This window comes from Nitratiruptor sp. YY09-18, assembly GCF_016593235.1.
Taxonomy (GTDB): Bacteria; Campylobacterota; Campylobacteria; order Campylobacterales; family Nitratiruptoraceae; genus Nitratiruptor.
The window spans coordinates 139153-161761 of sequence record NZ_AP023065.1 but is presented as its reverse complement, the minus strand read 5'-3'; the positions used below and the strand labels follow the sequence as shown (position 1 = coordinate 161761).

Sequence of the window (22609 nt, the reverse complement as noted above, 5' to 3'; positions counted from 1 at the left end):
TTATAATAATAAGCAAAAATTCTCTCAAGGAGAGCACATTGGCATTTAGCAAAGAGAATATCAAATACACCCTCAATGGAATCTTGTTCGTAGCACTCTTTACCATCGCTGCAATTCAGATATCACAAGTAAGCTTTATCAAAGCTCTTGCAATCAGTCCCCTCATCATCGGTATTGTCATAGGTATGTTTTATGCAAATACCTTGCGGAGCCACATACCAAAAGAGTGGGTTCCAGGAATTGTCTTTAGCTCAAAGCAGCTTCTGCGCTTTGCAATTATTCTCTACGGTTTTCGCATCACTTTCCAACAGATTGCAGAAGTAGGACTTGCAGGACTCACGGTCTCAACTATTATGCTTACAACCACTTTTATCCTTGGATGGTGGGCAGGTGTGAAGATCTTCGGGCTAGATCGCGATACTGCAGTGCTTACTGCATCGGGAAGTAGCGTATGTGGTGCTGCAGCAGTTTTGGCAACTGAGCCGGTTCTCAATGCTGAACCGTATAAAAGCGCAGTTGCAGTGGGAACTGTGGTACTCTTTGGTACAATCGCTATGTTTACCTACCCAGCCCTCTATAAATCTGGTATTTTACATATGGACCCACAAACATATGGAATCTATGTAGGCGGAACTGTCCATGAAGTAGCACAAGTCGTTGCAGCTGGTGGAGCTGTAAATGAAACAGCTATGAACAACGCAGTGATAGTGAAGATGACGCGGGTTATGATGATCGCGCCACTTCTTATCATTTTGGGTATTTTGGTCTCTCGCGGAGCACAAGCTGCTACAAACGGCTCACAACAAAAATTTAAAATAACAATTCCCTGGTTTGCTGTATGGTTCATTGTCGTTGCTGGTATAAACTCTATGCTGATCGATATTGAGGGCTTACAGCCAATAATCGCAAGTATTAATCAACTTGATACTTTCTTACTCACAATGGCAATGACAGCTCTTGGTATGGAGACAAGCGTAGAGAAGTTCAAGCAAGCTGGTATCAAACCTGTACTTCTTGCCCTTCTCATGGCTATCTGGCTTATGGTTGGAGGCTATTTTGTAACAAAATGGGCAGTTGGAGTCTTTGGAGCCTAATTTTTGGGCTCCTCTTCGGGCTGTTCTATTTTCATCTCTTTTTGCTTACATACCCCGCTAAAGATTCCCATATTTTGAATCAGCAGATTATCTACAATAATTTCGCCTACAACTCTCCCACCAGTCATGATCTCGATATGCTCTGCATCGATTTTGCCTTTGACAAGACCACTGACAAGTACCTTTTGGGCATAGATCTCACCATCTACCACACCACTTTTACCAACTGATACCACACTAGAAGAGTTGATAATCCCCTCTATTTCTCCGTCGATATGGAGGTTTGAGTCGAGGGTGAGCTCTCCTTTGATTTTTGTACTTTTGGAGATGACTGAAGTCTCTTTTGCGAGTCCACTGCTTTGAGTGCCTTTATTAAAGATTCCCATGGTACGTGCCTCTCTTTTTCTGTTATAGTATAAAAGTTGCTATTGCTCCATCGTATAAAGTTTAATGGATTGAGGGGTTTTTTGTCAAATCTTACCTCGTAGTGGAGATGCTGTCCTGTGCTTAAACCCGTGCTTCCCATATAGCCTATAATTTGGCCTTTTTTGACAAAGTCGCCCTTCTTGACCAAGATCTTGCGTAGATGCCCATAGAGTGTGGAAAATCCATATACATGAGCGATCTTGATCACATTCCCATAGCCATACCGCCCATGCTTTGCATCGATGATGATACCGTTGGCTGTAGCAAAAATTGGCACCTTCCCTTTTGCAGCAAGATCGATACCCGGATGGAACTCTTTTTTGTGCAAAATTGGATGCTTACGCCAACCAAATCCTGCTGATATGCGAAACTCTTGCACAACAGGCTTACCTGAAGGTATAAGATGAACTATTGCAGAAGCGTCTAGTGTGCTGATTTTGAGATTTTGCAACTGCTGCTTATACTCATCCCCTTTGAGTCCTAAAATCTGCTCAAGATCTTCGATTTTGTCACTGAGATCACTGAGTCGCTCCTGCTTTTGCACGAGGCTGACATTGAGTTTTTGGAGTTGGTCAGTGAGACTTGCCACCTGCTGGTGAAGCTCCTGCTTCTCTTTTTCGATTACACCTATTTTGCTTTTTAGGTATGTTATATAGCCATACCCAAAAAGTAGAACTAAAACTATAAAAAGAGCTACAATTCCAATGATATACTTAACAATCTGCTTGAAACTATAGTGTTTGGTTCCATGGACAGTGGTAATGGTAATGAGATATCTATTTTTCATCGTCGTCTAAATCCCATCGCCTCCAAAAGATGCCTCTTTTCTATAAGATCGGAGCCTTCAATATCTGCTATGGTGCGAGAAACTTTGCGCAGATTTCCTGCACTTCTATGTGAGAGACCTAGCTTCATAGTAGCCTGATCAAAAATGCTCTTTGCTTCATCGCTCATTGTGCAATACTGCTCTATCCCAGCTTCATCGAGTTTACCATTAAAATCCTTTTGTCCACGCTCTTTTTGCTTGCGGAATGCTTGCAAAACGCTCACATGCATCTGGGACGAACTGATACGCTCACCCTCCTCGTGCGGCTCACTCATCTGCACATACATATCGATGCGATCAAGGAGTGGAGAGGAGATGCGATTTTTGTAGCGGCGGATTTCAAGCTCACTACAGCGACACTCATGCACACTGCTGAGCAGATTGCCACATGGACAAGGATTTTGTGCTGCAACAAATAAAAACTTCGTCTTATACTCTACCTTAGTATTGACGCGAGAGATGAGCACGCGCCTATCTTGCAGCGGCTCGCGCAAAGCCTCTAGTGCACTCTTGCTAAAATGTGGAAACTCATCAAAAAAGAGCATCCCATTGTGAGCAAGAGCCACTTCACCAGGTTTTGCATCACTACTCCCCCCACCAAAAATACTCGCTTTTGTAGCTGAATGATGGGGGCTACGTAGTGGGCGTACAGGTGAAAAATCTATCTCTTCATCACTCAAAGATTTGAGCTTTGCAACTTCCAAAATCTCTGCAAGACTCATAGGTGGCAAAATATAGCGCATCCTCTTTGCTATCATGCTCTTACCGCATCCTGGACTTCCTTCCATCAAAAGGTTATGCATTCCAGCTGCTGCTATGAGAGCTGCTCTTTTGGCTCTTTGCTGGCCTATTACATCTTCGAAATCTATTGGGTACTCTTTGGTGTAGTAGTATTTTTGATTTTTTATCTCAACCGATGGCCAAGGAAGCTCTTGTGTAGGTGTGGCTTGGAAGTTTTTTACCTTGAAAAGCTCTATCGCTTCAGCAAGAGTTGCTACACCATAGAGTGTAATTCCTGGGATTTTTGCAAGGCGCAGTAGACTCTCCTTTGGCACAACAGCACTGATGCCCTTTTTTGACAAAGACAGAAGAAGCGGGAAAAGTTTGGCACTCTCTTTGACTCTCCCATCGAGTCCTAGCTCTCCAAAAACAAAGATATTGTTAAAATCCACATCCTCTTTTTGCAAAGCTATCCCAAGAGCAATTGCAAGATCAAAATGACTGCCACTTTTACGCAGGTCACTGGGAGAGAGATTGATTGTTATCTTTTGTGGGGGAAAGCGAAATCCACTAGCACCAAGAGCCGCTTTGACTCTATCTTTTGCCTCTTGGATGGAGTTACTTGCAAGTCCTACGATGCTGATTCCTGGAAGAGCATTGATAAAACTCGACTCTACCTGTACCTCTCTTGCGTCTACGCCATCAAGCGTAGCGCAAAAAATCCGTTTCATACCTTGGCGCCACTCTTTTTACGTTTCTTCTTCCACTCTTTTTCAAACTTTTTACGTTTGAGGTAAGGGAGCTTCTCGATAAAGAGGTGTCCATCAAGATGATCTATCTCATGCTGCACTGCTACTGCCAAAAGACCATCAGTCTCTAGTGTTTTTTTATTGCCATGGCGATCTTGATACTCCACCTTCACCCACTCTGCACGCTCAACATCATCATAATACTCTGGAACACTCAGGCATCCTTCGGTATAGACTTGCGTTCCCTTTTTTTCAACAATGATGGGATTGATGAGCTCAAGGAGATCCTCTTTGTGCTGCTTTCCCTCTTCATCAGGAAGATTGATAACCAAAGCGCGCAGTGGCACAGCTACTTGTATCGCAGCAAGCCCTATACCGTTTTTGGCTATCATCGTCTCATACATATCATCAAGAAGCTGGTGGAGCTCTTCATCGAAGCTCTCCACCTCTTTGCTGCGAAGAAAGAGCCTCTTATCAGGATATGTAATCACTTCTCGCATCATCGAGCACTCTTCTCCAATACTTGATCGATAAGTCCATACTCTTTTGCCTCTTCGGCACTCATGAAGAAGTCTCGCTCAGTATCTTTTGCAATCTTTTTGACACTCTGTCCAGTGTTTTGTGCCAAGATATCATTGAGAATCTTTTTGAGGCGCAAAATCTCTTTTGCCTGAATCTCGATATCTGTCGCTTGTCCCTGCGCTCCACCAAGAGGTTGGTGGATCATGATACGCGCATGCGGGAGTGCATAGCGTTTTCCTTTTGCACCGGAGCTGAGCAAAAATGCTCCCATGCTTGCAGCCTGTCCGATACAGATAGTCGAGACATCTGGCTTGATATAGTTCATCGTATCGTAGATACTCATCCCACTCGTAATCACACCGCCAGGTGAGTTGATATACAGATAGATATCTTTATCAGGGTCCTCTGCTTCCAAAAAAAGCAGCTGCGCCACAATAGAAGAGGCTACTGCATCATTAATCTCACCACTGAGCATAATGATGCGGTCTTTGAGAAGTCTTGAGTAGATATCGTAACTTCTCTCACCTCTCCCTGTGCGCTCAATTACATAAGGGATATAGTAGCTCATGCATTTTCCTCTGTTTTTTCATTTTTTTTGTTGAGAAGATGTGTCAAGAGCTTATCCTCAATCATTGCCATCTTAATCGCTGGCAAGAGTCCTTGTTTCTGATACGCTTCCAAAATCTCTTGCGGATTGCGTCCCATTTGCAATGCTTCATAGTAGATTGTCTGCACAACCTCTTCGTCGCTTACATTTACACCCTCTTTTTTCGCAAGTGCATCAACAATAAAAGTCGCTTTAACACTCTTTGTAGCTTCTGGTTCGATCTCTTTGCGAAGCTCTTGGAGTTTTTCAGGGTTTTCTTGCAACTCTTTAATCTCTTCTGGACTCATTTCGCGTGCTTTTTGATTGAGCTGCACATCGATCTCTTGCTCTACGATATTTTTTGGCAAATCAAACTCAAATTTCTCCACAAGAGCTTCTACAAGCTGCGGTTTTAGCTCTTCATTATAGAGTTTTGAGAGTTTTTCGCTTTTGAGCTGCTTTTTGATCTCCTCTTTGAGCTCATCCAACGTTCCATCCTCTTTTTGAAGCATCTTCTTTGCAAGCTCATCATTAATTTCTACTTGCTCTTTCTCTTTGATATTGTGAAGCGTTACTTCAAATTTTGCAGGTTTACCAGCGAGATCTTTGTTTGGATAGTCTTCGGGAAAAGTCACCTCAATAGTCTTTGTCTCACCCTTTTTCATACCAATGACCTGCTCTTCAAAACCTGGGATAAACTGACCACTTCCGAGGCGAAGCTCAAATCCTTCAGCGCTTCCTCCAGGAATCTCTGTGCCATCTTCAAGAGTCCCTTTGAAATCGATTGTGACAAGATCCCCCTCTTTTGCTACTTTTCTGCGGGGATTTTCTACAAACTGTGCCATAGCTTCAGCAAGCTCTTCGAGGCGCTTTTCTACCTCTTCATCACTCACTTGTGGCTCTTCATATGTAGGGATAAGCTCTTCATATCCTTCAAGGTCTATCTGTGGTTGCAATCCAAGCTCGATTTCCGCTTCGATATACTCCTCTTTCTTCTCATATTTGCTAAATCTTGGCTCTCCCAATATTGCACTTCTTTCAATTCCTAGCTCTTCGATTGCTTTATCAAGAGCTTCTTTTAATACTTCAGATTCTGCATCTTGCGTGATTTTATCTCCATAGCGCTGCTTAATGATAGCTACTGGAACCTTTCCTTTTCTAAAACCTGGTAGATCCATAGTTTTAGCGAGGTTTTTTGCTATCTTTTCGCTCTTTTTCTCAAGATCTGCTTGCGCGATTTTTACATCGAGTTTCGCATTTGCATTGTCAACTTTGGTAGCTTGCACTTCCATCAAATTCCTTTTTATTTAAAATTTAGGTCTTATTTTATCAAAATATTGTGATAAAATCTAAAAAAAACTTTTGGAGCATTCATGCAAAGAGAGCAAGAGTTTGAAGAGGCCATAAGAAAAATCCTCAAAATTATAGGTGAAGATCCAAGCCGCGAAGGGCTCATAAAAACTCCTCAGCGTGTCTACAAAGCATTTATGCATTTAACCCAAGGCTACAATCAAGATCCCAAAGAGGTGCTTGGCGAAGCACTCTTTAGCTCAACAAATGATGAGATGGTTGTGGTACGTGATATTGAGTTCTATTCACTCTGTGAGCACCATCTGCTTCCTATAATTGGACGTGCTCATGTAGCCTATATTCCTGATGGTAAAGTTGTGGGTCTTTCAAAAATCCCTCGCATGGTAAATGTCTATGCTAGGAGACTCCAGATTCAAGAGCAGATGACTGAGCAGATTGCTGATGCGATTATGGAGACAGTCAAGCCAAAAGGTGTAGGCGTTGTAGTCCAAGCGCGTCACATGTGTATGGAGATGCGCGGTGTAGAGAAGATTTGTTCAACAACTGTAAGCTCTGCTCTTCGCGGAGTCTTCAAAGAAAACATCAAGACCCGCGAAGAGTTCTTTAGCCTCATCAATGCACTGCAAACGAGACGTTTTTAATCTTTACAGATCCCTTCTGCTTTGGCCATGGCAAGGATTTCATCAAGATGGATCGCTCTTTCATCTGCCGGGTCATCCTCACGACTTTTGCATTTTCCACAAGCTGTTCCAGCATCTGTGGCTTCCATAAGCGAGTCAAGATCACAGTTTCCAGCTTTAATAGCATCCATAATCTCTTTGAATGTCACCTCCATACACTCGCAGACTACATATACATCATCAATAGAACCGAGTTGATCAAACTTCATCTTTCCCCTCCTTCTTTTAAGTTAGCTTATTATACATAACTTGTAACATCATTTATGCTACTTTTGCAACAATATGCTATAATCAAATTAAAATAAGAGAAAATATATCTCATTTAGGAGAAGCTATGAGTGAAAACACACAAACAGAACAAAACTTTAAAGATCTACCTTTTGAAGAAAAGTGGAAAGCGATAGAAAAAGTTATCGATGAAAGTATACGCCAGTTCCTTGTCATGGATGGTGGGAACATGGAGATAATTGATATGAAAGAGAATGGTGACTTCATCGATGTCTATATACGCTACATGGGAGCGTGTGTGGGATGTGCGAGTGCTACGACCGGCACACTCTTTGGAATCGAACATACTCTTAGACAAAAATTAGGCTACGAAAATATCCGTGTTCTACCGATTTAGATGAACAAATTCGACGCTATTCATTCAATCGATTTTTGCACACTCGATTATGAGTGTGCATATTTGCCAAAGAAAAAGACGAGGATGTACTATCGCTACATCCCCAATGCTACGAGAACGCTAGCAAGTGAACTTATCAAAAGAGGGTGGCGCCGCTTTGGACACTCCTACTTTCATCCTATATGCAAAGGGTGTAGTGAGTGCAAAAACATCCGCATAGATGTACAAAATTTCAAGCCGACTCGCTCTCAAAAGCGAGCAATCAAGAAAAACCGCAATACCCAGATCTATATCCAAAAACCAACTCTTACCTATGAGCATGTAGAGCTCTATAACAAGTTTCATAAATTCAAAGAAACCAAAAGTGGATGGAACTACAATGAGATGGATGTGCAGACCTACTATGAAGAGTTTGTAGTAGGAGCGCACAACTTTGGCAAAGAGGTGCTCTACTTTGCAGATGACAAACTCATCGCAGTGGATCTTATCGATATTTTGGATGATGGAATTAGTTCTATCTATTTTTTTTATGACCCAGAATATGAAAAGCTTTCTCTTGGCGTCTATTCTCTGCTGGTACAGATTCAACTTGCCAAAAACTTAGGATTAGAGTGGATATATCTTGGATACTGGGTAGATGGATGCAAATCTTTTGCATACAAAACAAACTTCAAGCCCTATCAGATATTAGAGGGTTTTCCGCCTCTTGAAGAAGAGCCGCAGCGGCAAGAGATCGATCTATCGACGCTGTATTTTTCTAGCAAATGCGATCAAAACCCGCACAACTGCAATCAAAATGTAGACAACAAAAGTAAAGAGTAGCGGATGCAGCACCCCAAAAGGGCTGTGAGGCAGAGCTTTAAAATGCTCTATAGGGTGTGAGAATAGCTCTTTGGAGTGCATCCAAAAACACAAAAAGAGAAGCAAGAAAAGGTAAATCCCTACTTCTCTTACAACTCTTTGCTTCATATACTTCCTACATCAAACCGCGAAGCATCAAATTCCAATACATCGGCTTAAGCATATAGAGGTCAAATGCCCACCAGATCCATCGCGGCTCAGCAGGATCAAGGAAGCTAAATGTAGGAGCTGGGCCATCATAGTTGAATTCTGCAAGCATTATTTTGCCATACTGTGTTTTGAGCGGACATACAGTGTAACCATCAAATTTTGCCTTTGGCTCTTTGCCTTCCATAACTGCTACAAGGTTTTCTTGTATGATTGGACCATGGTGCCTTGCACTCCCACCTGTCTTTCCAAGAGGAATACCCAGAACATCACCGATACCAAAGACGTTTTTATATTTAATGTGCTGGAGTGTATAACGATCAGCTGCCAACCATCCTTTACCGCTCCCTTTTTGCCATGCAAGAGGAGAGTTTTTAAACTCATTTGCTGCAGTCATTGGAGGCACAATATGAATAAAATCATATGGCATCTCTACATTTTCTTCTTTTGTTATATAGTCATAATCCTCAAGATCTGGATCCCACTCACCTTTTACTTGGTATGTATGATGAAAAGTTGCTACCTTTTTTACTGGATCAATCTTGATGAGATTGTGATTCCATTTGTTTTCAATATTGCCATACATTGGCTGCACGTGCTTTTCAAGGGTATCATTGTATGATTTGATACCAAAAAGTTTGCTCCCTTTTCCTTTTGTGAAGTAGAACTTCGCATTTTTGTGCACATCCGCACCACCCATTGGGCCATTGCCGCGCAAGAAGTCATCACTGAGGTAGAGAATTTTTTGTGGAGCACCACCACACTTGATAGGAGTTGCAGGCTGTGTACAGATTACATTGAGAGGATTGTTGGGCGAAGCTTTCTCAGCAGCAGCACGCATCTGCTTAAACCACTCCCATGTAATCTCACCACCCTTGACACTTCCAGTTTCAGGATTATTGTAGTAAACACTTGCTATACCGTTTTTACCGAGCATATCTGTAGTGAGCCCTTCAATCTGCTCATACTGATACGAGATACCTACACCTACCACCAAAAAATCATATTTGATTTTGCCATTTTTAGCAGTAACTACCTGGTTGTTATCTGGATCAAACTCTACTACTTTATCTTTGACCCAATTAACACCATCAGGAACAAAATCTTTATTTGGTCTTTTGATCTCATCAGCTGTATAGAGACCAGCAGCCATGAACACTTGCCCTGGCTGATAGAGATGAATCTCGTTTGGTGCAATGAGAGTTATCTTTGCATTGCTTGCAGCGCGGCGAAGTCTTGCTGCTGCCATGATACCACCAGCACCACCACCTACGATAACAATGTGCGCTTTTGCTTTAGAAGTGTTCTTTGGCTCTTCGGCTCTCGCACTGCCGCTTCCTACCATTACACCAGCAGTTGAGAGCCCCATGATTTTGAGGGCATCACGACGACTGAGACCTTCACTTTTGAGAGTCTCTTCGATGACCTCTTGGACGTTTTTGAAATTTTTGATATCTTTTTTATCCATAAGCACTCCTCACATAATTTAATGTTAATAATAGAACTTTTTAGCTTAAGAAGTAATTATAATATTGTTAATAATTATTTATCTAAACTATTGTGGAGACAAAGAGTTGGATATATTGATTATTATTAAATATGTTGCGAGCTGGGTAGAAAACGATATCGATATATGAGCTTTGGATCTCATACTCATTCTTGAATTTAATAGCTTTGAAGGTGCGATTTTCACTGCGTAGAGTCATCAAGAGATGCTTGCCATCCTCTCCCACACTTCTGTGCTCTAAAACCTCCACATCTTTTGTCACAAACTTTGGCATAGGATTGCTCTCGCCATAGGGTGCAAATGATTCGAGAATATCGATAAGCTCCCAGTCAATCTGATCAAAGGGCAGCTCACCCAATACATCTGACTCTTCTACAAAAGCCTCTGTGGGAAGCTTGGCAGTAAGAGCATTGATACTCTTTTTGAATGCATGAAGGTTTGATGGTTTCAAGGCAAGCCCTGCAGCCTTCTTATGTCCACCAAAACGCTCAAGATACTCACTCGATCCCTCTAGTAATTTATAAAGATCCACTTGCGCCAGACTCCGACCGCTACCTTTATAGTATTCGCCTGATTTTGTCAATACAATTGCTGGCTTTTTATATCGCTCACAAAGCCTTGCAGCCACTATTCCCACTACTCCCTCATTCCAATCCTCACCAGTACTTACAATTACAGGCTCATTATCCACAAACTGCTGCGACTCTTTGAACACTCTTCTCTCTTCAGCTTTGCGCATGGAATTGAGCGCAATGAGTCTTGCATGGTAGACACTAGCACTAAAGAAATCTTTTGCGCGTAAAAAATCGAGAGCAATGGATGCATCCTCCATGCGTCCAGCACTATTTATCACTGGAGCGATACTAAATGCTAGATCTTCACTGCTAAACTGATGCTTCTTCATTACGCTGCGCAAGAACTTCACTGCAGGCCGCTCACTCACCTCAAACATCTGCAAACCAGCCTGTACCAAAGCTCTATTGATATGGCGCAATGGCATAACATCGGCTACTATTGCTATAGCCAAAAGATCCAAAAACCGCTTCATATCCACTTCAAGCCTCATAGCCTGTTTAAGCCCACCTATCAAAAACCATGCAACCTGCGCTCCACAAATCTCTGTATAGGCAAAATCGCACGACTCTTGCTTGGGATTGATGATGGCATAAGCATCTGGTAGCTCAGTTCCTGGGGTGTGGTGATCAGTAATAATGAGATCAATTCCTAACTCTTTACAGTAGTTTGCTGCCTCAATCGCACTGATACCATTATCGACTGTGATAATGAGATCACTCTCTCGCACCTCATCGATCACACTCTTGCTTAGTCCATATCCGTGCTTGAAACGATTAGGGATAATATGTTTGACAGGATAATCTAGTAGTTCAAAAAACTCCAGCATCAGTGCAGTCGAGACAACACCATCCACATCATAATCACCCACAATTGTGATGCGCTCTTTGTTCTCAATTGCACTCTTGATGCGCTTGGCTGCACGAGGAAGGTCTTTGAGAGTATCGGGAGAGGGGATCTGCCTCAGTTTGATAAATCCCTCTTCAAATCTTTTTTGAAGAATAATATAGACATCATTTTTTGTCAGTCTTTTCATTTATAATCAAGCGAACTTTTTATAAATGCTGTAATGAGTGGATTTGGTTTTTGCAAATGTGATGTAAATTCTGGATGAAACTGTACACCGATGAACCAAGGGTGCTCTTGTATCTCTACAGCCTCAATAAGACCCTCTTCACTCTCCCCGCTTACAATCATTCCATTTTCTTCAAGCATTTTCCTATATGCCGGATTTGCCTCGTAACGGTGGCGGTGACGCTCATAAATCACATCTTGATGATTATACGCCTCCCAAAGTTTTGTACCCTCTTTAATCTTGCACGGATACTCACCAAGACGCATAGTACCACCCATAGGAGAGGTATGAGTACGTATCTGCTTTTGACCAGACGTATCGATAAACTCATCTATAAGGTAGATTACTGGATGCTTTGTATCAGGGTCAAACTCCATAGAGTTTGCATCTGTAATACCCAAGACATTGCGTGCATACTCAATGATGCTTAGCTGCATCCCCAAACAAATACCAAGATAAGGGATTTTGTTTTCTCTTGCATAGCGTATCGCTTCAATTTTCCCAAGCACACCCCGCTCTCCAAAACCACCTGCGACAAGCACACCATTGACATCTTTCATGAACTCTTCAATACCCTCAGCCTCAACAAGTTCACTATCAACCCATTTGATATTGACACGGGTATCAAGAGCCGCCCCAGAGTGCACAAGAGCTTCTGTGAGAGACTTATAGGACTCTTTGAGTCCCAGATACTTCCCAACAAATGCGATCGTTACCTCATCTTTTGGAGCTATAATCTTTTTGACGATCATATCCCACTCATCCATTTTGGGCTCAAGCTCACCGAGGCGCAGCTGTTTAGAGATTGGTTTGAGGATGTTTTGCCGCAAGAAATTGAGTGGTACTTTATAGATAGTCTCGGCATCTTTTGCCTCTATCACACTCTCTTCAGGGATCCCACAGCTTCTTGCAATTTTGCTTTTTACATCTTTTGGTAGAGGTCTTTCGCAGCGAGCGATGATCATATCGGGGCTTATCCCTATACGGCGAAGTTCTTGGACACTGTGTTGTGTAGGTTTGGTTTTGAGCTCTCCGGCTGCAGCGATATATGGCACAAGTGTGACATGGATATTGTAGGCTTTGTGCTCTCCAAGTTCATGGGTAAGCTCTCGGATAGCTTCCAAAAACGGTAGCCCTTCAATATCTCCTACTGTCCCTCCAAGTTCCACTATGAGAACATCTTTGCCTTTTCCGGCCTTTTTGATGCGGTTTTTGATCTCTTCAACTATATGCGGAACAACCTGGATCGTTTTACCAAGATAGTCACCTTTGCGCTCTCTTTGAATCACAGAGAGATAGACCTGTCCGGTAGTGAAGTTATTGAGGCGGGAGAGCTTCACATCCAAAAAGCGTTCATAGTGGCCAAGATCAAGATCAGTTTCGGCACCATCCGCAGTCACAAATACCTCTCCGTGCTCAAGCGGACTCATGGTGCCTGGGTCTACATTGATATAGGGATCTATTTTGAGTATAGAGACATCAAGACCGCTGTTTTTGAGCAGTGCACCAATACTTGCACTAGATATTCCCTTGCCAAGAGAGCTTAGCACCCCACCAGTTACGAAGATATATTTCGTCATCACTCACCCCGTTTTTAAGTTTTATTTTATCTCACTCTTGCTTAAGATAGCCTATTAAACTTTATTAGCTACAATGCTCACAAAGGATTATCATGAAAAAGATTATTCTGTTGCTGCTCATCTCCTTCTTACTTAGCGCAAAAAGCCTCAATCCACTCTTGCAATCACCACATATTGTCCAAAAGAGGAGCAAAAATAGCTACTATACAACCATCAAAAAACTCAAATACATCATCAAAAAAAAGGGCTTTAAGATCATTGCTGCCATAGATCATACAAAAATGGCCAAAAGTGTAAAAGTGAGGATAGATCCGGCATACCTCATCATCTTTGGTAACCCAAAAGTTGGTGCAAAACTCATGAAACTTGATGTGCGTGCAGGACTCGATCTGCCTATGCGTATACTCGTCTTTCGTCTCAAAGGCAAAACATATATTTCCTACCATAAACCAATAGAACTGCTACGCTACTACCATCTGCAAAAAAGGTTACTTTTGCAAATGGACAAGGTTTTAGATCAGATTAGTGACTATGCGAGGAAGTAGTCTTTTGTAAAAACTGCACTAGCTTATCTTTTGGCATAGGTTCGGCAAAATAGTAGCCCTGGACTCTCTTAGCATCCAAATTTTCTAAAATTTTAATCTGTGATTCTCTCTCAACCCCTTCGACAACACTCCCAAGATCAAGAACCCTTGCTAGCTCCAAAACAGCTCTGATGAGTACAAAATCTTTCTGACTCTCTTCAAGATTGTCTATAAAACTTTTATCAATCTTTATCATATCTACCGAAAAATGCTTGAGATAATAGAGCGATGGATATCCGGCACCAAAATCATCTATTGCTATGCGAAATCCTAAAGATTTCAAGTATTCAATTTGCTGCTGCATAGCTGCAAAATCCTCCACAGCCTCACTCTCAGTAATCTCCAATACTAAGCGCTCTGGAGCTATATTCTGCTGCTCAATCAAATATCCAATATCTTTTTGAAAATCTGGATGGAGGAGATCTTGAAGGCCTATGTTGACACTAATATACTCAAAATTGTCAAACTCGCTGGCTAGCTTCGTAGCCTCTTGCAATATCCACAATGTGACTCTATAAAGCTGCTTACTCTCCTTTAAAAGATCGATAAAAAGAGCCGGTGACATGATGCTTTTTTGTTTAAAATTCCAACGTATCAATGCTTCAGCACTATCGAAATCCCTCTTTTGCAGATTATAAATTGGCTGCAGATACAACAAAAAATCTTTAGAGAGCTGTACTTGCTCTAAGTCGTTAAATATCCTGTTTTTTTGCAAGAGGTTTATGTGCATATACTCATCAAAAAAGAGAGCTCTATTTTTGCCTGATTTTTTGGCTGCATACATAGCAATATCCGCATTTTTCATAAACTCATCCACATCACCATAATCAAAAAGGGCTACACCTATACTTATAGAAGGATAAATTTTCACTCCATCGATAAAAAGAGGTATATTGAACTCTTCAAAAATCTTCTCTATGACATGTTCCACTTTCTCTTTGGCTAGAGTAGTATTACCTGGTAAGTTTGTAAGCAAAATCGCAAACTCATCTCCCCCAAAGCGCGTAATCACATCCTCTCCTCGCAAAATCTTTTGCAATCGTCCAGCCACTGTGATCAAAAACATGTCACCCACGCTGTGACCAAATGTATCGTTGATTTTTTTAAAATCATCAAGATCCAAAAAAAGCAGAGCATTAAGACGCTTGTATCGCTTTGCGTGCTTCATCGCCTTTTTAACAAACTCTACAAAAATCTTTTTGCGTGGGAGTTTTGTAAGCTCATCATAATAAGCATAAAATTCAGCCTCTTTGGCTGCTAATTTTTGTGCAGTGATATCCTCTGCATACACATTGCGCAGATGGCGATTGACATCAACGACAAAAAAACTGTAATACTTTTTACCTATCTGCTTCTCTACTTTTTGCTTAGAAGTTTCACAGAGTTGATCTTGAAAAGCTTCCCAATCACTCATTAATATGCGCAGCTCTTTGGCTGCATCATTTTCTACTACTATTTTATGGGTCTTGCAATCAAGCTGCAGGACAGGATTTGGATTTGTAAGATAAAACTGTGCATAGTGCTCGAGTTTCTTTTTGGCCTCATACTCATGAGTAATATCTTGTATAATACCAAGACCTCCCACTATCTCACCGCGTTCATTATAAACAGGTGTCACATGAAGGCGCATACAGATACGTTTGTAAGGATTTTCTATGATAAATTCACCTTCGAGTTTAATACCTCTTCCCTGCGCTATGCTCTCCTTCAATGCATTGATCAAGCGCTCATCTGTGAGTTTTGTAAGCTCATATCCTAAAAATTTCTCATAATTAAGACCTAAAATCGTAAAGACCTCTTCGTTAGCATCCAAAATCCGTAGCTCTTTATCATAAAAAAATATTCCCACAGGAATATTATCAAAGAGCATCTTCAAACGTTTGAGAGATTTTTGAAGATCTAGGGCGTATTTCTCCTTTTGATGCGTAAGACTTATGACATCAGCAAACATCTGATGCAGATCTTTTGAAATTTTTACAAGATAGAGCCACAAAAATATTGCACCAAGCCCAATGAGCCAATCTATTTTGACACCATGCATAAAAGACCAAAATGCATAGGAGAGAAGAAGTATAGAAGCATATGCAATACTAAGTTGCACTATCACAGAAAAGAGAACCACTCCACCTGCAGCCAATCCACTAAAAATAAATCCCAAAAAAAGTCTGTGAATAGTATCAGCATCGTTAAATACAAGCCATAAAACACCAGCCCATACCACAGCAGTCAAAATTGCTAACGTAATATAGAAACGAATAATTTGCTGAAGTACAACTCTTCTGTTTTTATATAAAAAATAGAGATAAAGTCGCGCAGTGACCACAAGAATAAAAAAGATACTCCAAATAATTAAATTTGAATCAATCTTCGGCCATACAAGAGCAAGTACAAGGAGAAATGCTGCAACATTACCCAGAGCACCTTTAGGAGTTGTAAGAATGAGTTTATCGCGAAGTTGTGGTGTCAAAAAGTTTTGCATAAAAATTCCATTAAATATGTTTATTATTTACTCAAGTATGATGTAAAAATACTTAATTTAAGATTAATTTATAAAAATTTTGCAAATTTTTTGAGTTCATTTTCATGCTGCTTGTAATCTTTGCAACGCTGCTGCACCAGCTTCCAGAAGGCTTTTGAGTGGTTGAAATGGTGCAAATGGCATAGTTCGTGAATGATCACATAATCAATCGTCCCAGGTGGAAGCATCATCAGACGATAAGAAAGATTTATATTTCCTTTGCTCGAACAACTCCCCCACCTTGTTTTAGCTGCTGTAATATGCACCTTCGCATACCTATCTCCAAACTTTGATGCTAGCATTTCAACGCGCCCTGGCAAATACTCTTTGGCCTGCGTTTTATAAAACAGTGCAAGATTATCTTCTAAATATCTATCACTTAAAAAGTGCTCATCCACTAGCCTATACCCCTCCTCTATGCTTGCAATCTTATAAGCTTTGCCAAGATAGTAGATATAAGTTGGATAGAGCTTTGCAGCAAAGTAGTCTCTATGCTTGGCAAAAAAATTATCTATGACCCTTTGAGGCACAAAATAGGGAGCCTTTATAACTACTTCGCCATTTTTGACAAATCCACGGATGCTTTTGCGAAGCTCTCTTATGAGGATGTAGTGCAAACTCTCAATCCTTCTATATTTACTTCCACAAGCTCTCCTATTTGATACTCTTTCATTTTTGGGAGGCGATAGATTCCTCCTATAAACGCTACTTCTATAAATTTTTCTCCTACTCCCACCACTTCTGCTAGATGTTTGCCAGGTCCTACAAAGTCGCGCTTTTCTTTAAACGCTTTGATCTTCCCTGCCTCCATGATGGCAATACGATCTGCAAGGCGATATATCTCGCCAATATCATGGCTTACCATGATCGTCGTCGCTTCAAACTCCTCATGAAGCTCTTTGATTTTTGTCTGCAAAAATGAGCGCATCACAGGGTCCAGTGCTGCCAAAGGCTCATCAAGGAGCATAATTTTTGGTTTGCGCATATAGGCTCTTGCAAGTGCTACACGCTGCTTTTGCCCACCACTGAGCTCATGGGGATAGCGCATAGCCAAATCTTTCATATCACATAGATCCAAGAGATGGTATGCCAAAGCTTTGTCATTGTGTACATACAATAGATTCTCGATTACACACATATTAGGAAAGAGTGCATAATCTTGAAAAACAAAACCAATGGATCGTTTTTGAGGTGGAAGGGTCTTGGATCCATCAAGCCAGAGCTCTCCATCTACCTCAATAGCCCCTTTTGCAGACTCTAGTCCAGCAATAATGCGCAAAAGTGTCGTTTTTCCACTTCCACTTTTGCCCTGCAGGGCCAAAAACTCTCCTCTTTCTAAGTGCAACGAGGCTTCAAGGGAGAAGCTTGCAAGCTCTTTGTACACCCCAGCTCGCAACATTAAAATATCCTCTTTTTATTGTAACTGTAGACCACAAGGAGCACTGCGAAACTGATTGCTACCATAATCACGCTATATATATGGGCTGCGTGGTAGTCGAGCATCTCCACATACTCATATATCGCAATACTTGCTACTTTTGTCTTTCCAGGAATCGAACCACCTACCATGAGCACCACACCAAACTCTCCTATCGTATGTGCAAAAGTGAGGACAATTGCAGTCAAAAGCGCTTGCTTAGAGCTTGGAAGCACAACTTTCCAAAGTGTTTGCCAGCTCGATTTCCCAGCTACAAAACTCGCCTCTATCACGCTCTTTGGTATGGTACTAAAACCACTTTGCAAAGGCTGCACCATAAAGGGGAGGCTATAGAGCACACTTCCAAACACCAATCCCGTAAAGCTAAAGAGTGGCTCGATACCAACAGAGTTTAATAGCTTTCCCACAAGAGAGTCTGGTGCAAACATCCAGATAATGTAGAATCCTAGCACTGTAGGCGGCAATACAAGCGGCATCGAGACAACAGTCTCAAGGATTGGCTTGATAAAATTTTGTGAACGCACAAGATACCATGCCAATGGTATTCCTATAGTGAGTAAAATCACTACAGTTGTAGATGCTAGCTTGAACGAGAGGATAAATGGCGTCCAATCAATCATCTATTATGTACCCATATTTTTGGAAAATTTTTGCTGCATCTTTTGAAAAAATGTAGGCAAAAAACGCCCTCGCAGCGCTATTGTTACGCAATATAACGATGCCTTGCTCGATAGGAGTATAGAGCTTGGGATCAATATCAATAGCATGTAATTGCTGTAAAGGTTTAGCTTGCAAAGCTGATTTTGCTATAAAACCACAATCTGCAACTTTGATAGTATATGCTGTAGTTTGGGCAATCGACTCACCATAGATAAATCTTCTCTTTAATTTCTCATAAACTCCCATATGCTCCAAAGCCTCCTTTGCAGCAAGACCATAGGGTGCAGTTTTTGGATTTGCAATTGCAATTTTTTGGCACTTTTGTAGGTCTTTGAGCGTATGAATATTTTTGCCCACAAGCACAAGAGCACCTTTGGCATAAACCAGAGGCCTCGTATATGTCAAGCCACTTTTGTAGAGCTCATCTGGATAGCGCATATCTGCTGAGCAAAAAATATCAAAAGGGGCTCCTCGCTTAATCTGCGCTGTCAGCTTGCCGCTACTACCTGTAATGACCTGTACATCTATATCTGGATAACTCTGTTCAAAACTCTTCACGATATCTTGCATCACAAAACTCAAATTTGCCGCAGCAGCAATACGCAAAGTCTGCGCTTGCAAAAAAAGCGTAAAGAGTAAAACAATAAAAGCTACTCTCATTTTGTTTCCTTTGCAATAATTATTTGTCTTGGATCGATACTAAAATGAATCATAAACCCTTTGAGCTTAAATTTACCTCGAATATGGAGCACTTCTCCTTCGACCTCTACTTTGATCTCTTGCTCACCCATCTTTTCTACAAGCCTTCCCTCTAGAGTGTTACCTCCTTTTGGACTCACTGCACCAGCTTTGAAGATAAACAACACTTCATCTTTTTCTTTGAGATTTAGCTCTTGCAAAGCTTGATGAGTGATAATGGCTTTGAGTTTTTGCTCGCCAAGCATACCGTGAACTACCACTTCCTCAACTTTAACTTTTATTTTTTTGATATGTACTTTTATTTTGTTGCGAGATGAGAGGTTAAGGGATGAAGTTTCACTAGTCCCACTTATAAACTTTTGCAGTCTTTGCTCTGTTTCTTCATAAAGCTGCAAAAGCTCCTTTGCAAAATCTGTCAGCTTTGTACCACCACCACCACTTCCTCCACTTTGGCGCACCACCAAAGGCTTCACTGCAAAGCTATTCATCTGCTCAATACTATCCCACGCTTTTTTGTAACTCATACCAAGAGCCCTTGCAGCTGCAGAGATGGAACCGTGCTCGTCTATGAGCCTTAGAAGTCTCACTCTTCCAGCCCCAAGCTTCACACCATCTTGTTCGATAGAGAGTTTTGTCCTAATCCGCATCGCCCACCGTTATGTTTTTATTTATACAATGCTACACAAAATTTGCTAAGATATGGTTGAAAAAGAATAAGGGGCTTTCGATATAATTGAGATGAAAAATAATTCATGGAGCAATTTTTTATGATAAAAAAGAGTAAGTTTGCTTTTTCGCTCTCTCTGTTTATATTCGATCTTTTTATTCTCGCATTACTTCTTTATATAACTATTTTTGCAAGAGTTCATCTCTTTCCATCCTTTTTGCCAAACATAGAAAACAGCTATATTGATATGAAAAGTTACTCTTGGGTACTCATTTTTCCCTTACTTATATTTTTATATGAAGGGCTCTACACAAAAAGATTTACATTTTGGGATGAGGTAAAATATATCTGGAAATCACTTTTAATAAGTGCAATATTCATCATCTTTTTGCTCTTCTTTTTGAAAAAATCGCATGAATACTCACGTCTCATAATTGCATCATGGCTTTTGGTAAGTAGTTTTATTTTACCAATTTTAAGACCACTATTTAAAAAAATTCTCTACAAATTACATCTTGGCAAAGAGAGTGTTTTAATACTTGGATCAAATAAAAGTGCTAAAGATTTTTACAAAGCTGTACTGCAAGAAGATAACCTAGGGTATGATATAGTAGGCTTTGTTGATGACAAATCGCAAATAGAAGAAATCGAAGGTATACAAATCCTTGCACCATTAAAACAGTTTGAGAAGATCATTCAAGCTACTAAAATTGATGTAGTTGCCATAGCCCTACCTAATAAAAAGTCTGAAGAGATCTCTGACATTGTCAATAGAGTTTTATATAAAGTAGAAAATGTCTTCTTCATACCCGATATCAAAGAAATCCCCATTGTAGGATTGGAGACAAGGTACTTTTTCAAAGAGGACCTCTTGGCGTTGGAGATCAAAAACAATCTTGCAAGTCGAACCAATTTTTTCATGAAAAGAGCTTTTGACTATTCTTTCTCTCTTGCTATTTTTCCGCTTCTAGCTCCTTTCATGGCAATTATTGCTTTTCTTATCAAAACTACCTCCAAAGGTCCTGTCATTTTTGTACAACAAAGGGTTGGTAAAGATGGAGAGGTTTTTTCATGCTACAAATTTCGGACAATGTATGAGGATGCGGAAGAGAGGCTGCATGAAATACTTGAAAAAAACCCAACTCTTCAAGATGAATGGATTAAACGTAGAAAACTCAAAAATGATCCAAGAGTGACGATTATTGGAAAATTTTTGAGGAAAACCTCGCTTGATGAACTTCCTCAAATTTTTAATGTCCTCAAAGGAGAGATGAGTCTTGTAGGACCAAGACCCTATATGGTAGGTGAAGTTCAAGAGATGCAAGAGTATGAAAGGGAGTATATTACAGCTGTATATCCTGGTATTACCGGACTTTGGCAGGTAAGCGGGAGAAGTGAGATACCATTTGAAGAGCGGATAGATTTAGATATCTGGTATGTACGCAACTGGAGTCTTTGGCTCGATATTGTGATACTTTTTAAAACAATTAAAGTTATTTTCAAAAGAGAAGGTGCTTATTAGTAATTTTATATCTTCTCTAATTTTTCTATGATAAACTCTTCAATCTCTTTTTGAAATCTTTTCTTGGAAAATTTTAATGCATTCTCTCTTATTTTATGCAGCTTAAAGATATCGATATTTTTCTCAAACTTCTCAATAGCTTCAATAATAGCTTCACTGCTTTGGGTATGAAAATGCACACCCGTTTGCATATCTATAACTGTCTCTTTGGTACCACCCTCCCCCAAGCATATTACCGGTGTCCCGCAGGCCTGGGCCTCAACAGGAGTAATTCCAAAATCCTCAACTGCTGCAAAAACAAAAGCCTTGGCTTTTTGCATGAGAGAGAGAAGAATCTCATCAGGTTGATATCCCAAAACCTCCACATTTTTTCCAGCTTTCTCTTTGATTTTTTGCATCTGGGGACCATCACCTACTACAACAAGTTTTCTATCTATTTTCGCAAATGCTTCTACAATGAGATCAATTTTTTTGTAGGGCACGAGTCTAGATGCTGTAAGGTAAAAATCCTCTTTGTTTTCAACACATGTAAACTTCTCTATATCTACTGGAGGATAGATTACAACTGCATCCTTTTTGTAAATTCTATGGATTCTCTCTTGCACATATCTTGAATTTGCTACAAAATAATCAACTCTATCCAATGTTGCTACATCCCATGTGCGAATATTTTTGAGAGTTTGTGCTACGAGAAGCTTTTTGAGTCCGTGCAACTCTGCTGTATACTCCTCATACAGATCCCATGCATAGCGAATAGGAGTATGGCAGTATGAGATATGTAACTGCTTGTTATCTCTTTTGATACCTTTTGCAAAAGCCCAAGATGAACTGATAATTACATCATATCCGTTCAGATCAAAACTCTCAATGGCTTTTGGAAAAAAGGGAAGATAATTTCTAAAGTACTTTTGTGCAAAAGGGAGTTTTTGAATAAAAGAGGTGTGAGCATGTTTCCCTTGTAAAACCTGCTCTCTCTCAAAATAGTTTAAAAAATCCACAAGAGAAAAAACATCTGCTTGTGGATATATCTCTAAAAGAGCTTGCAAAACCTTCTCTGCACCAGCATTTGTAACCAACCAATCATGCACTATAGCAACTTTCAATTTCACACTACCTTTAAAAACTATATTCTTCGCATTGTAACAAAAAGTTTCTCTATAAAATTTGGCACAAATATTCCTTGAAATCAGTCTGATTGCGATAGAGGAATCTGCCATTTTCATAAAGCTAGAGGCACAA

22 protein-coding genes and 1 pseudogene are annotated in these 22609 nt (G+C 40.5%); 6 read left to right on the top strand and 17 right to left on the bottom strand.

Annotated elements, in window-relative coordinates; translation table 11 throughout:
• Positions 1–38: 38 nt before the first annotated feature.
• Complete coding sequence (locus JG734_RS00965) at positions 39–1094, top strand: YeiH family protein (RefSeq protein WP_201333187.1); 1056 nt, start codon at positions 39–41, stop codon at positions 1092–1094.
• Here JG734_RS00965 and JG734_RS09410 read toward each other — a convergent pair.
• From JG734_RS09410 to tig, 6 genes are read right to left on the bottom strand one after another with little or no spacing between them, the layout of a single operon-like run.
• The gene (locus tag JG734_RS09410; RefSeq protein WP_255531406.1) at positions 1091–1369 is read right to left on the bottom strand and encodes a polymer-forming cytoskeletal protein; all 279 of its coding nucleotides are present in this window, start codon (positions 1367–1369) and stop codon (positions 1091–1093) included. The two genes, JG734_RS00965 and JG734_RS09410, sit on opposite strands and share 4 nt — an antisense overlap.
• Positions 1354–2307, bottom strand: coding sequence for a peptidoglycan DD-metalloendopeptidase family protein (locus tag JG734_RS00955; protein WP_201333186.1), 954 nt, complete (start codon positions 2305–2307; stop codon positions 1354–1356). Before JG734_RS00955 ends, JG734_RS09410 begins: the two co-directional genes overlap by 16 nt.
• Positions 2304–3797: a YifB family Mg chelatase-like AAA ATPase gene (locus JG734_RS00950; RefSeq protein WP_201333185.1), complete on the bottom strand. Its 1494-nt coding sequence runs from the start codon at positions 3795–3797 to the stop codon at positions 2304–2306. The genes JG734_RS00955 and JG734_RS00950 overlap by 4 nt, the downstream gene beginning before the upstream one ends.
• Positions 3794–4318: a peptide deformylase gene (gene def, locus JG734_RS00945; RefSeq protein ID WP_201333184.1), complete on the bottom strand. Its 525-nt coding sequence runs from the start codon at positions 4316–4318 to the stop codon at positions 3794–3796. The genes JG734_RS00950 and def overlap by 4 nt, the downstream gene beginning before the upstream one ends.
• On the bottom strand, positions 4315–4905 hold the full coding sequence (gene clpP / locus JG734_RS00940; RefSeq protein ID WP_201333183.1) for an ATP-dependent Clp endopeptidase proteolytic subunit ClpP: 591 nt from the start codon (positions 4903–4905) through the stop codon (positions 4315–4317). The genes def and clpP overlap by 4 nt, the downstream gene beginning before the upstream one ends.
• Positions 4902–6215 carry a trigger factor gene (gene tig / locus JG734_RS00935; RefSeq protein WP_201333182.1) on the bottom strand — a complete coding sequence of 438 codons (1314 nt, stop codon included), beginning with the start codon at positions 6213–6215 and terminating at the stop codon, positions 4902–4904. The genes clpP and tig overlap by 4 nt, the downstream gene beginning before the upstream one ends.
• Positions 6216–6296: 81 nt before the next feature.
• Between tig and folE the strand changes: the two genes are divergently transcribed.
• Positions 6297–6875, top strand: coding sequence for a GTP cyclohydrolase I FolE (gene folE / locus JG734_RS00930; protein ID WP_201333181.1), 579 nt, complete (start codon positions 6297–6299; stop codon positions 6873–6875).
• Here folE and JG734_RS00925 read toward each other — a convergent pair.
• On the bottom strand, positions 6872–7123 hold the full coding sequence (locus JG734_RS00925) for a (2Fe-2S)-binding protein (protein ID WP_201333180.1): 252 nt from the start codon (positions 7121–7123) through the stop codon (positions 6872–6874). The two genes, folE and JG734_RS00925, sit on opposite strands and share 4 nt — an antisense overlap.
• A gap of 179 nt (positions 7124–7302) precedes the next feature.
• Here JG734_RS00925 and JG734_RS00920 point away from each other — a divergent pair.
• Together JG734_RS00920 and JG734_RS00915 are read left to right on the top strand one after the other, a co-directional pair.
• Positions 7303–7539 (top strand): annotated as a pseudogene (locus JG734_RS00920) (NifU family protein); the annotation flags it as partial.
• A complete protein-coding gene (locus JG734_RS00915) occupies positions 7540–8361 on the top strand; it encodes an arginyltransferase (RefSeq protein WP_201333178.1) in 822 nt (273 codons plus the stop codon). It abuts the pseudogene before it with no gap.
• Positions 8362–8515: 154 nt separating this feature from the next.
• On the opposite strand, the gene JG734_RS00910 is transcribed toward JG734_RS00915, so the two are convergent.
• From JG734_RS00910 to JG734_RS00900, 3 genes are all read right to left on the bottom strand, one after another.
• On the bottom strand, positions 8516–10015 hold the full coding sequence (locus JG734_RS00910; protein ID WP_201333177.1) for an NAD(P)/FAD-dependent oxidoreductase: 1500 nt from the start codon (positions 10013–10015) through the stop codon (positions 8516–8518).
• Positions 10016–10097: 82 nt separating this feature from the next.
• On the bottom strand, positions 10098–11663 hold the full coding sequence (recJ, locus tag JG734_RS00905; protein WP_201333176.1) for a single-stranded-DNA-specific exonuclease RecJ: 1566 nt from the start codon (positions 11661–11663) through the stop codon (positions 10098–10100).
• Positions 11660–13282: a CTP synthase gene (locus tag JG734_RS00900; RefSeq protein ID WP_201333175.1), complete on the bottom strand. Its 1623-nt coding sequence runs from the start codon at positions 13280–13282 to the stop codon at positions 11660–11662. The genes recJ and JG734_RS00900 overlap by 4 nt, the downstream gene beginning before the upstream one ends.
• A gap of 92 nt (positions 13283–13374) precedes the next feature.
• Here JG734_RS00900 and JG734_RS00895 point away from each other — a divergent pair, with 92 nt between their 5' ends.
• Positions 13375–13827 (top strand): DUF302 domain-containing protein, encoded by a 453-nt coding sequence (locus JG734_RS00895; RefSeq protein WP_201333174.1) that lies wholly within the window; start codon positions 13375–13377, stop codon positions 13825–13827.
• Here JG734_RS00895 and JG734_RS00890 read toward each other — a convergent pair.
• From JG734_RS00890 to JG734_RS00865, 6 genes are all read right to left on the bottom strand, one after another.
• On the bottom strand, positions 13805–16345 hold the full coding sequence (locus JG734_RS00890) for an EAL domain-containing protein (RefSeq protein ID WP_201333173.1): 2541 nt from the start codon (positions 16343–16345) through the stop codon (positions 13805–13807). The two genes, JG734_RS00895 and JG734_RS00890, sit on opposite strands and share 23 nt — an antisense overlap.
• Positions 16346–16413: 68 nt before the next feature.
• Positions 16414–17001 (bottom strand): M48 family metallopeptidase, encoded by a 588-nt coding sequence (locus JG734_RS00885; protein ID WP_201333172.1) that lies wholly within the window; start codon positions 16999–17001, stop codon positions 16414–16416.
• Positions 16983–17783 (bottom strand): ABC transporter ATP-binding protein, encoded by an 801-nt coding sequence (locus JG734_RS00880; protein WP_201333171.1) that lies wholly within the window; start codon positions 17781–17783, stop codon positions 16983–16985. The genes JG734_RS00885 and JG734_RS00880 overlap by 19 nt, the downstream gene beginning before the upstream one ends.
• Complete coding sequence (gene modB, locus JG734_RS00875; protein ID WP_201333170.1) at positions 17783–18442, bottom strand: molybdate ABC transporter permease subunit; 660 nt, start codon at positions 18440–18442, stop codon at positions 17783–17785. The genes JG734_RS00880 and modB overlap by 1 nt, the downstream gene beginning before the upstream one ends.
• Positions 18435–19142 carry a molybdate ABC transporter substrate-binding protein gene (gene modA / locus JG734_RS00870; RefSeq protein ID WP_201333169.1) on the bottom strand — a complete coding sequence of 236 codons (708 nt, stop codon included), beginning with the start codon at positions 19140–19142 and terminating at the stop codon, positions 18435–18437. Before modA ends, modB begins: the two co-directional genes overlap by 8 nt.
• Positions 19139–19828 carry a LysR family transcriptional regulator gene (locus JG734_RS00865; protein ID WP_201333168.1) on the bottom strand — a complete coding sequence of 230 codons (690 nt, stop codon included), beginning with the start codon at positions 19826–19828 and terminating at the stop codon, positions 19139–19141. The genes modA and JG734_RS00865 overlap by 4 nt, the downstream gene beginning before the upstream one ends.
• 120 nt (positions 19829–19948) lie before the next feature.
• Between JG734_RS00865 and JG734_RS00860 the strand changes: the two genes are divergently transcribed.
• A complete protein-coding gene (locus tag JG734_RS00860; RefSeq protein WP_201333167.1) occupies positions 19949–21370 on the top strand; it encodes a sugar transferase in 1422 nt (473 codons plus the stop codon).
• A gap of 5 nt (positions 21371–21375) precedes the next feature.
• On the opposite strand, the gene JG734_RS00855 is transcribed toward JG734_RS00860, so the two are convergent.
• Entirely contained in the window at positions 21376–22473 is a 1098-nt protein-coding gene (locus JG734_RS00855; RefSeq protein WP_370583618.1) for a glycosyltransferase family 4 protein, read from the bottom strand.
• Positions 22474–22609: the final 136 nt, after the last annotated feature.

Coding starts and splice junctions, on each gene's coding strand:
- JG734_RS00955 (WP_201333186.1), bottom strand. CDS start 2,307: ATGAAAAATAGATATCTCATTACCATTACCACTGTCCATGGAACCAAA.
- JG734_RS00950 (WP_201333185.1), bottom strand. CDS start 3,797: ATGAAACGGATTTTTTGCGCTACGCTTGATGGCGTAGACGCAAGAGAG.
- def (WP_201333184.1), bottom strand. CDS start 4,318: ATGATGCGAGAAGTGATTACATATCCTGATAAGAGGCTCTTTCTTCGC.
- clpP (WP_201333183.1), bottom strand. CDS start 4,905: ATGAGCTACTATATCCCTTATGTAATTGAGCGCACAGGGAGAGGTGAG.
- tig (WP_201333182.1), bottom strand. CDS start 6,215: ATGGAAGTGCAAGCTACCAAAGTTGACAATGCAAATGCGAAACTCGAT.
- folE (WP_201333181.1), top strand. CDS start 6,297: ATGCAAAGAGAGCAAGAGTTTGAAGAGGCCATAAGAAAAATCCTCAAA.
- JG734_RS00925 (WP_201333180.1), bottom strand. CDS start 7,123: ATGAAGTTTGATCAACTCGGTTCTATTGATGATGTATATGTAGTCTGC.
- JG734_RS00915 (WP_201333178.1), top strand. CDS start 7,540: ATGAACAAATTCGACGCTATTCATTCAATCGATTTTTGCACACTCGAT.
- JG734_RS00910 (WP_201333177.1), bottom strand. CDS start 10,015: ATGGATAAAAAAGATATCAAAAATTTCAAAAACGTCCAAGAGGTCATC.
- recJ (WP_201333176.1), bottom strand. CDS start 11,663: ATGAAAAGACTGACAAAAAATGATGTCTATATTATTCTTCAAAAAAGA.
- JG734_RS00900 (WP_201333175.1), bottom strand. CDS start 13,282: ATGACGAAATATATCTTCGTAACTGGTGGGGTGCTAAGCTCTCTTGGC.
- JG734_RS00895 (WP_201333174.1), top strand. CDS start 13,375: ATGAAAAAGATTATTCTGTTGCTGCTCATCTCCTTCTTACTTAGCGCA.
- JG734_RS00890 (WP_201333173.1), bottom strand. CDS start 16,345: ATGCAAAACTTTTTGACACCACAACTTCGCGATAAACTCATTCTTACA.
- JG734_RS00880 (WP_201333171.1), bottom strand. CDS start 17,783: ATGTTGCGAGCTGGGGTGTACAAAGAGCTTGCAAGCTTCTCCCTTGAA.
- modB (WP_201333170.1), bottom strand. CDS start 18,442: ATGATTGATTGGACGCCATTTATCCTCTCGTTCAAGCTAGCATCTACA.
- modA (WP_201333169.1), bottom strand. CDS start 19,142: ATGAGAGTAGCTTTTATTGTTTTACTCTTTACGCTTTTTTTGCAAGCG.
- JG734_RS00865 (WP_201333168.1), bottom strand. CDS start 19,828: ATGCGGATTAGGACAAAACTCTCTATCGAACAAGATGGTGTGAAGCTT.
- JG734_RS00860 (WP_201333167.1), top strand. CDS start 19,949: ATGATAAAAAAGAGTAAGTTTGCTTTTTCGCTCTCTCTGTTTATATTC.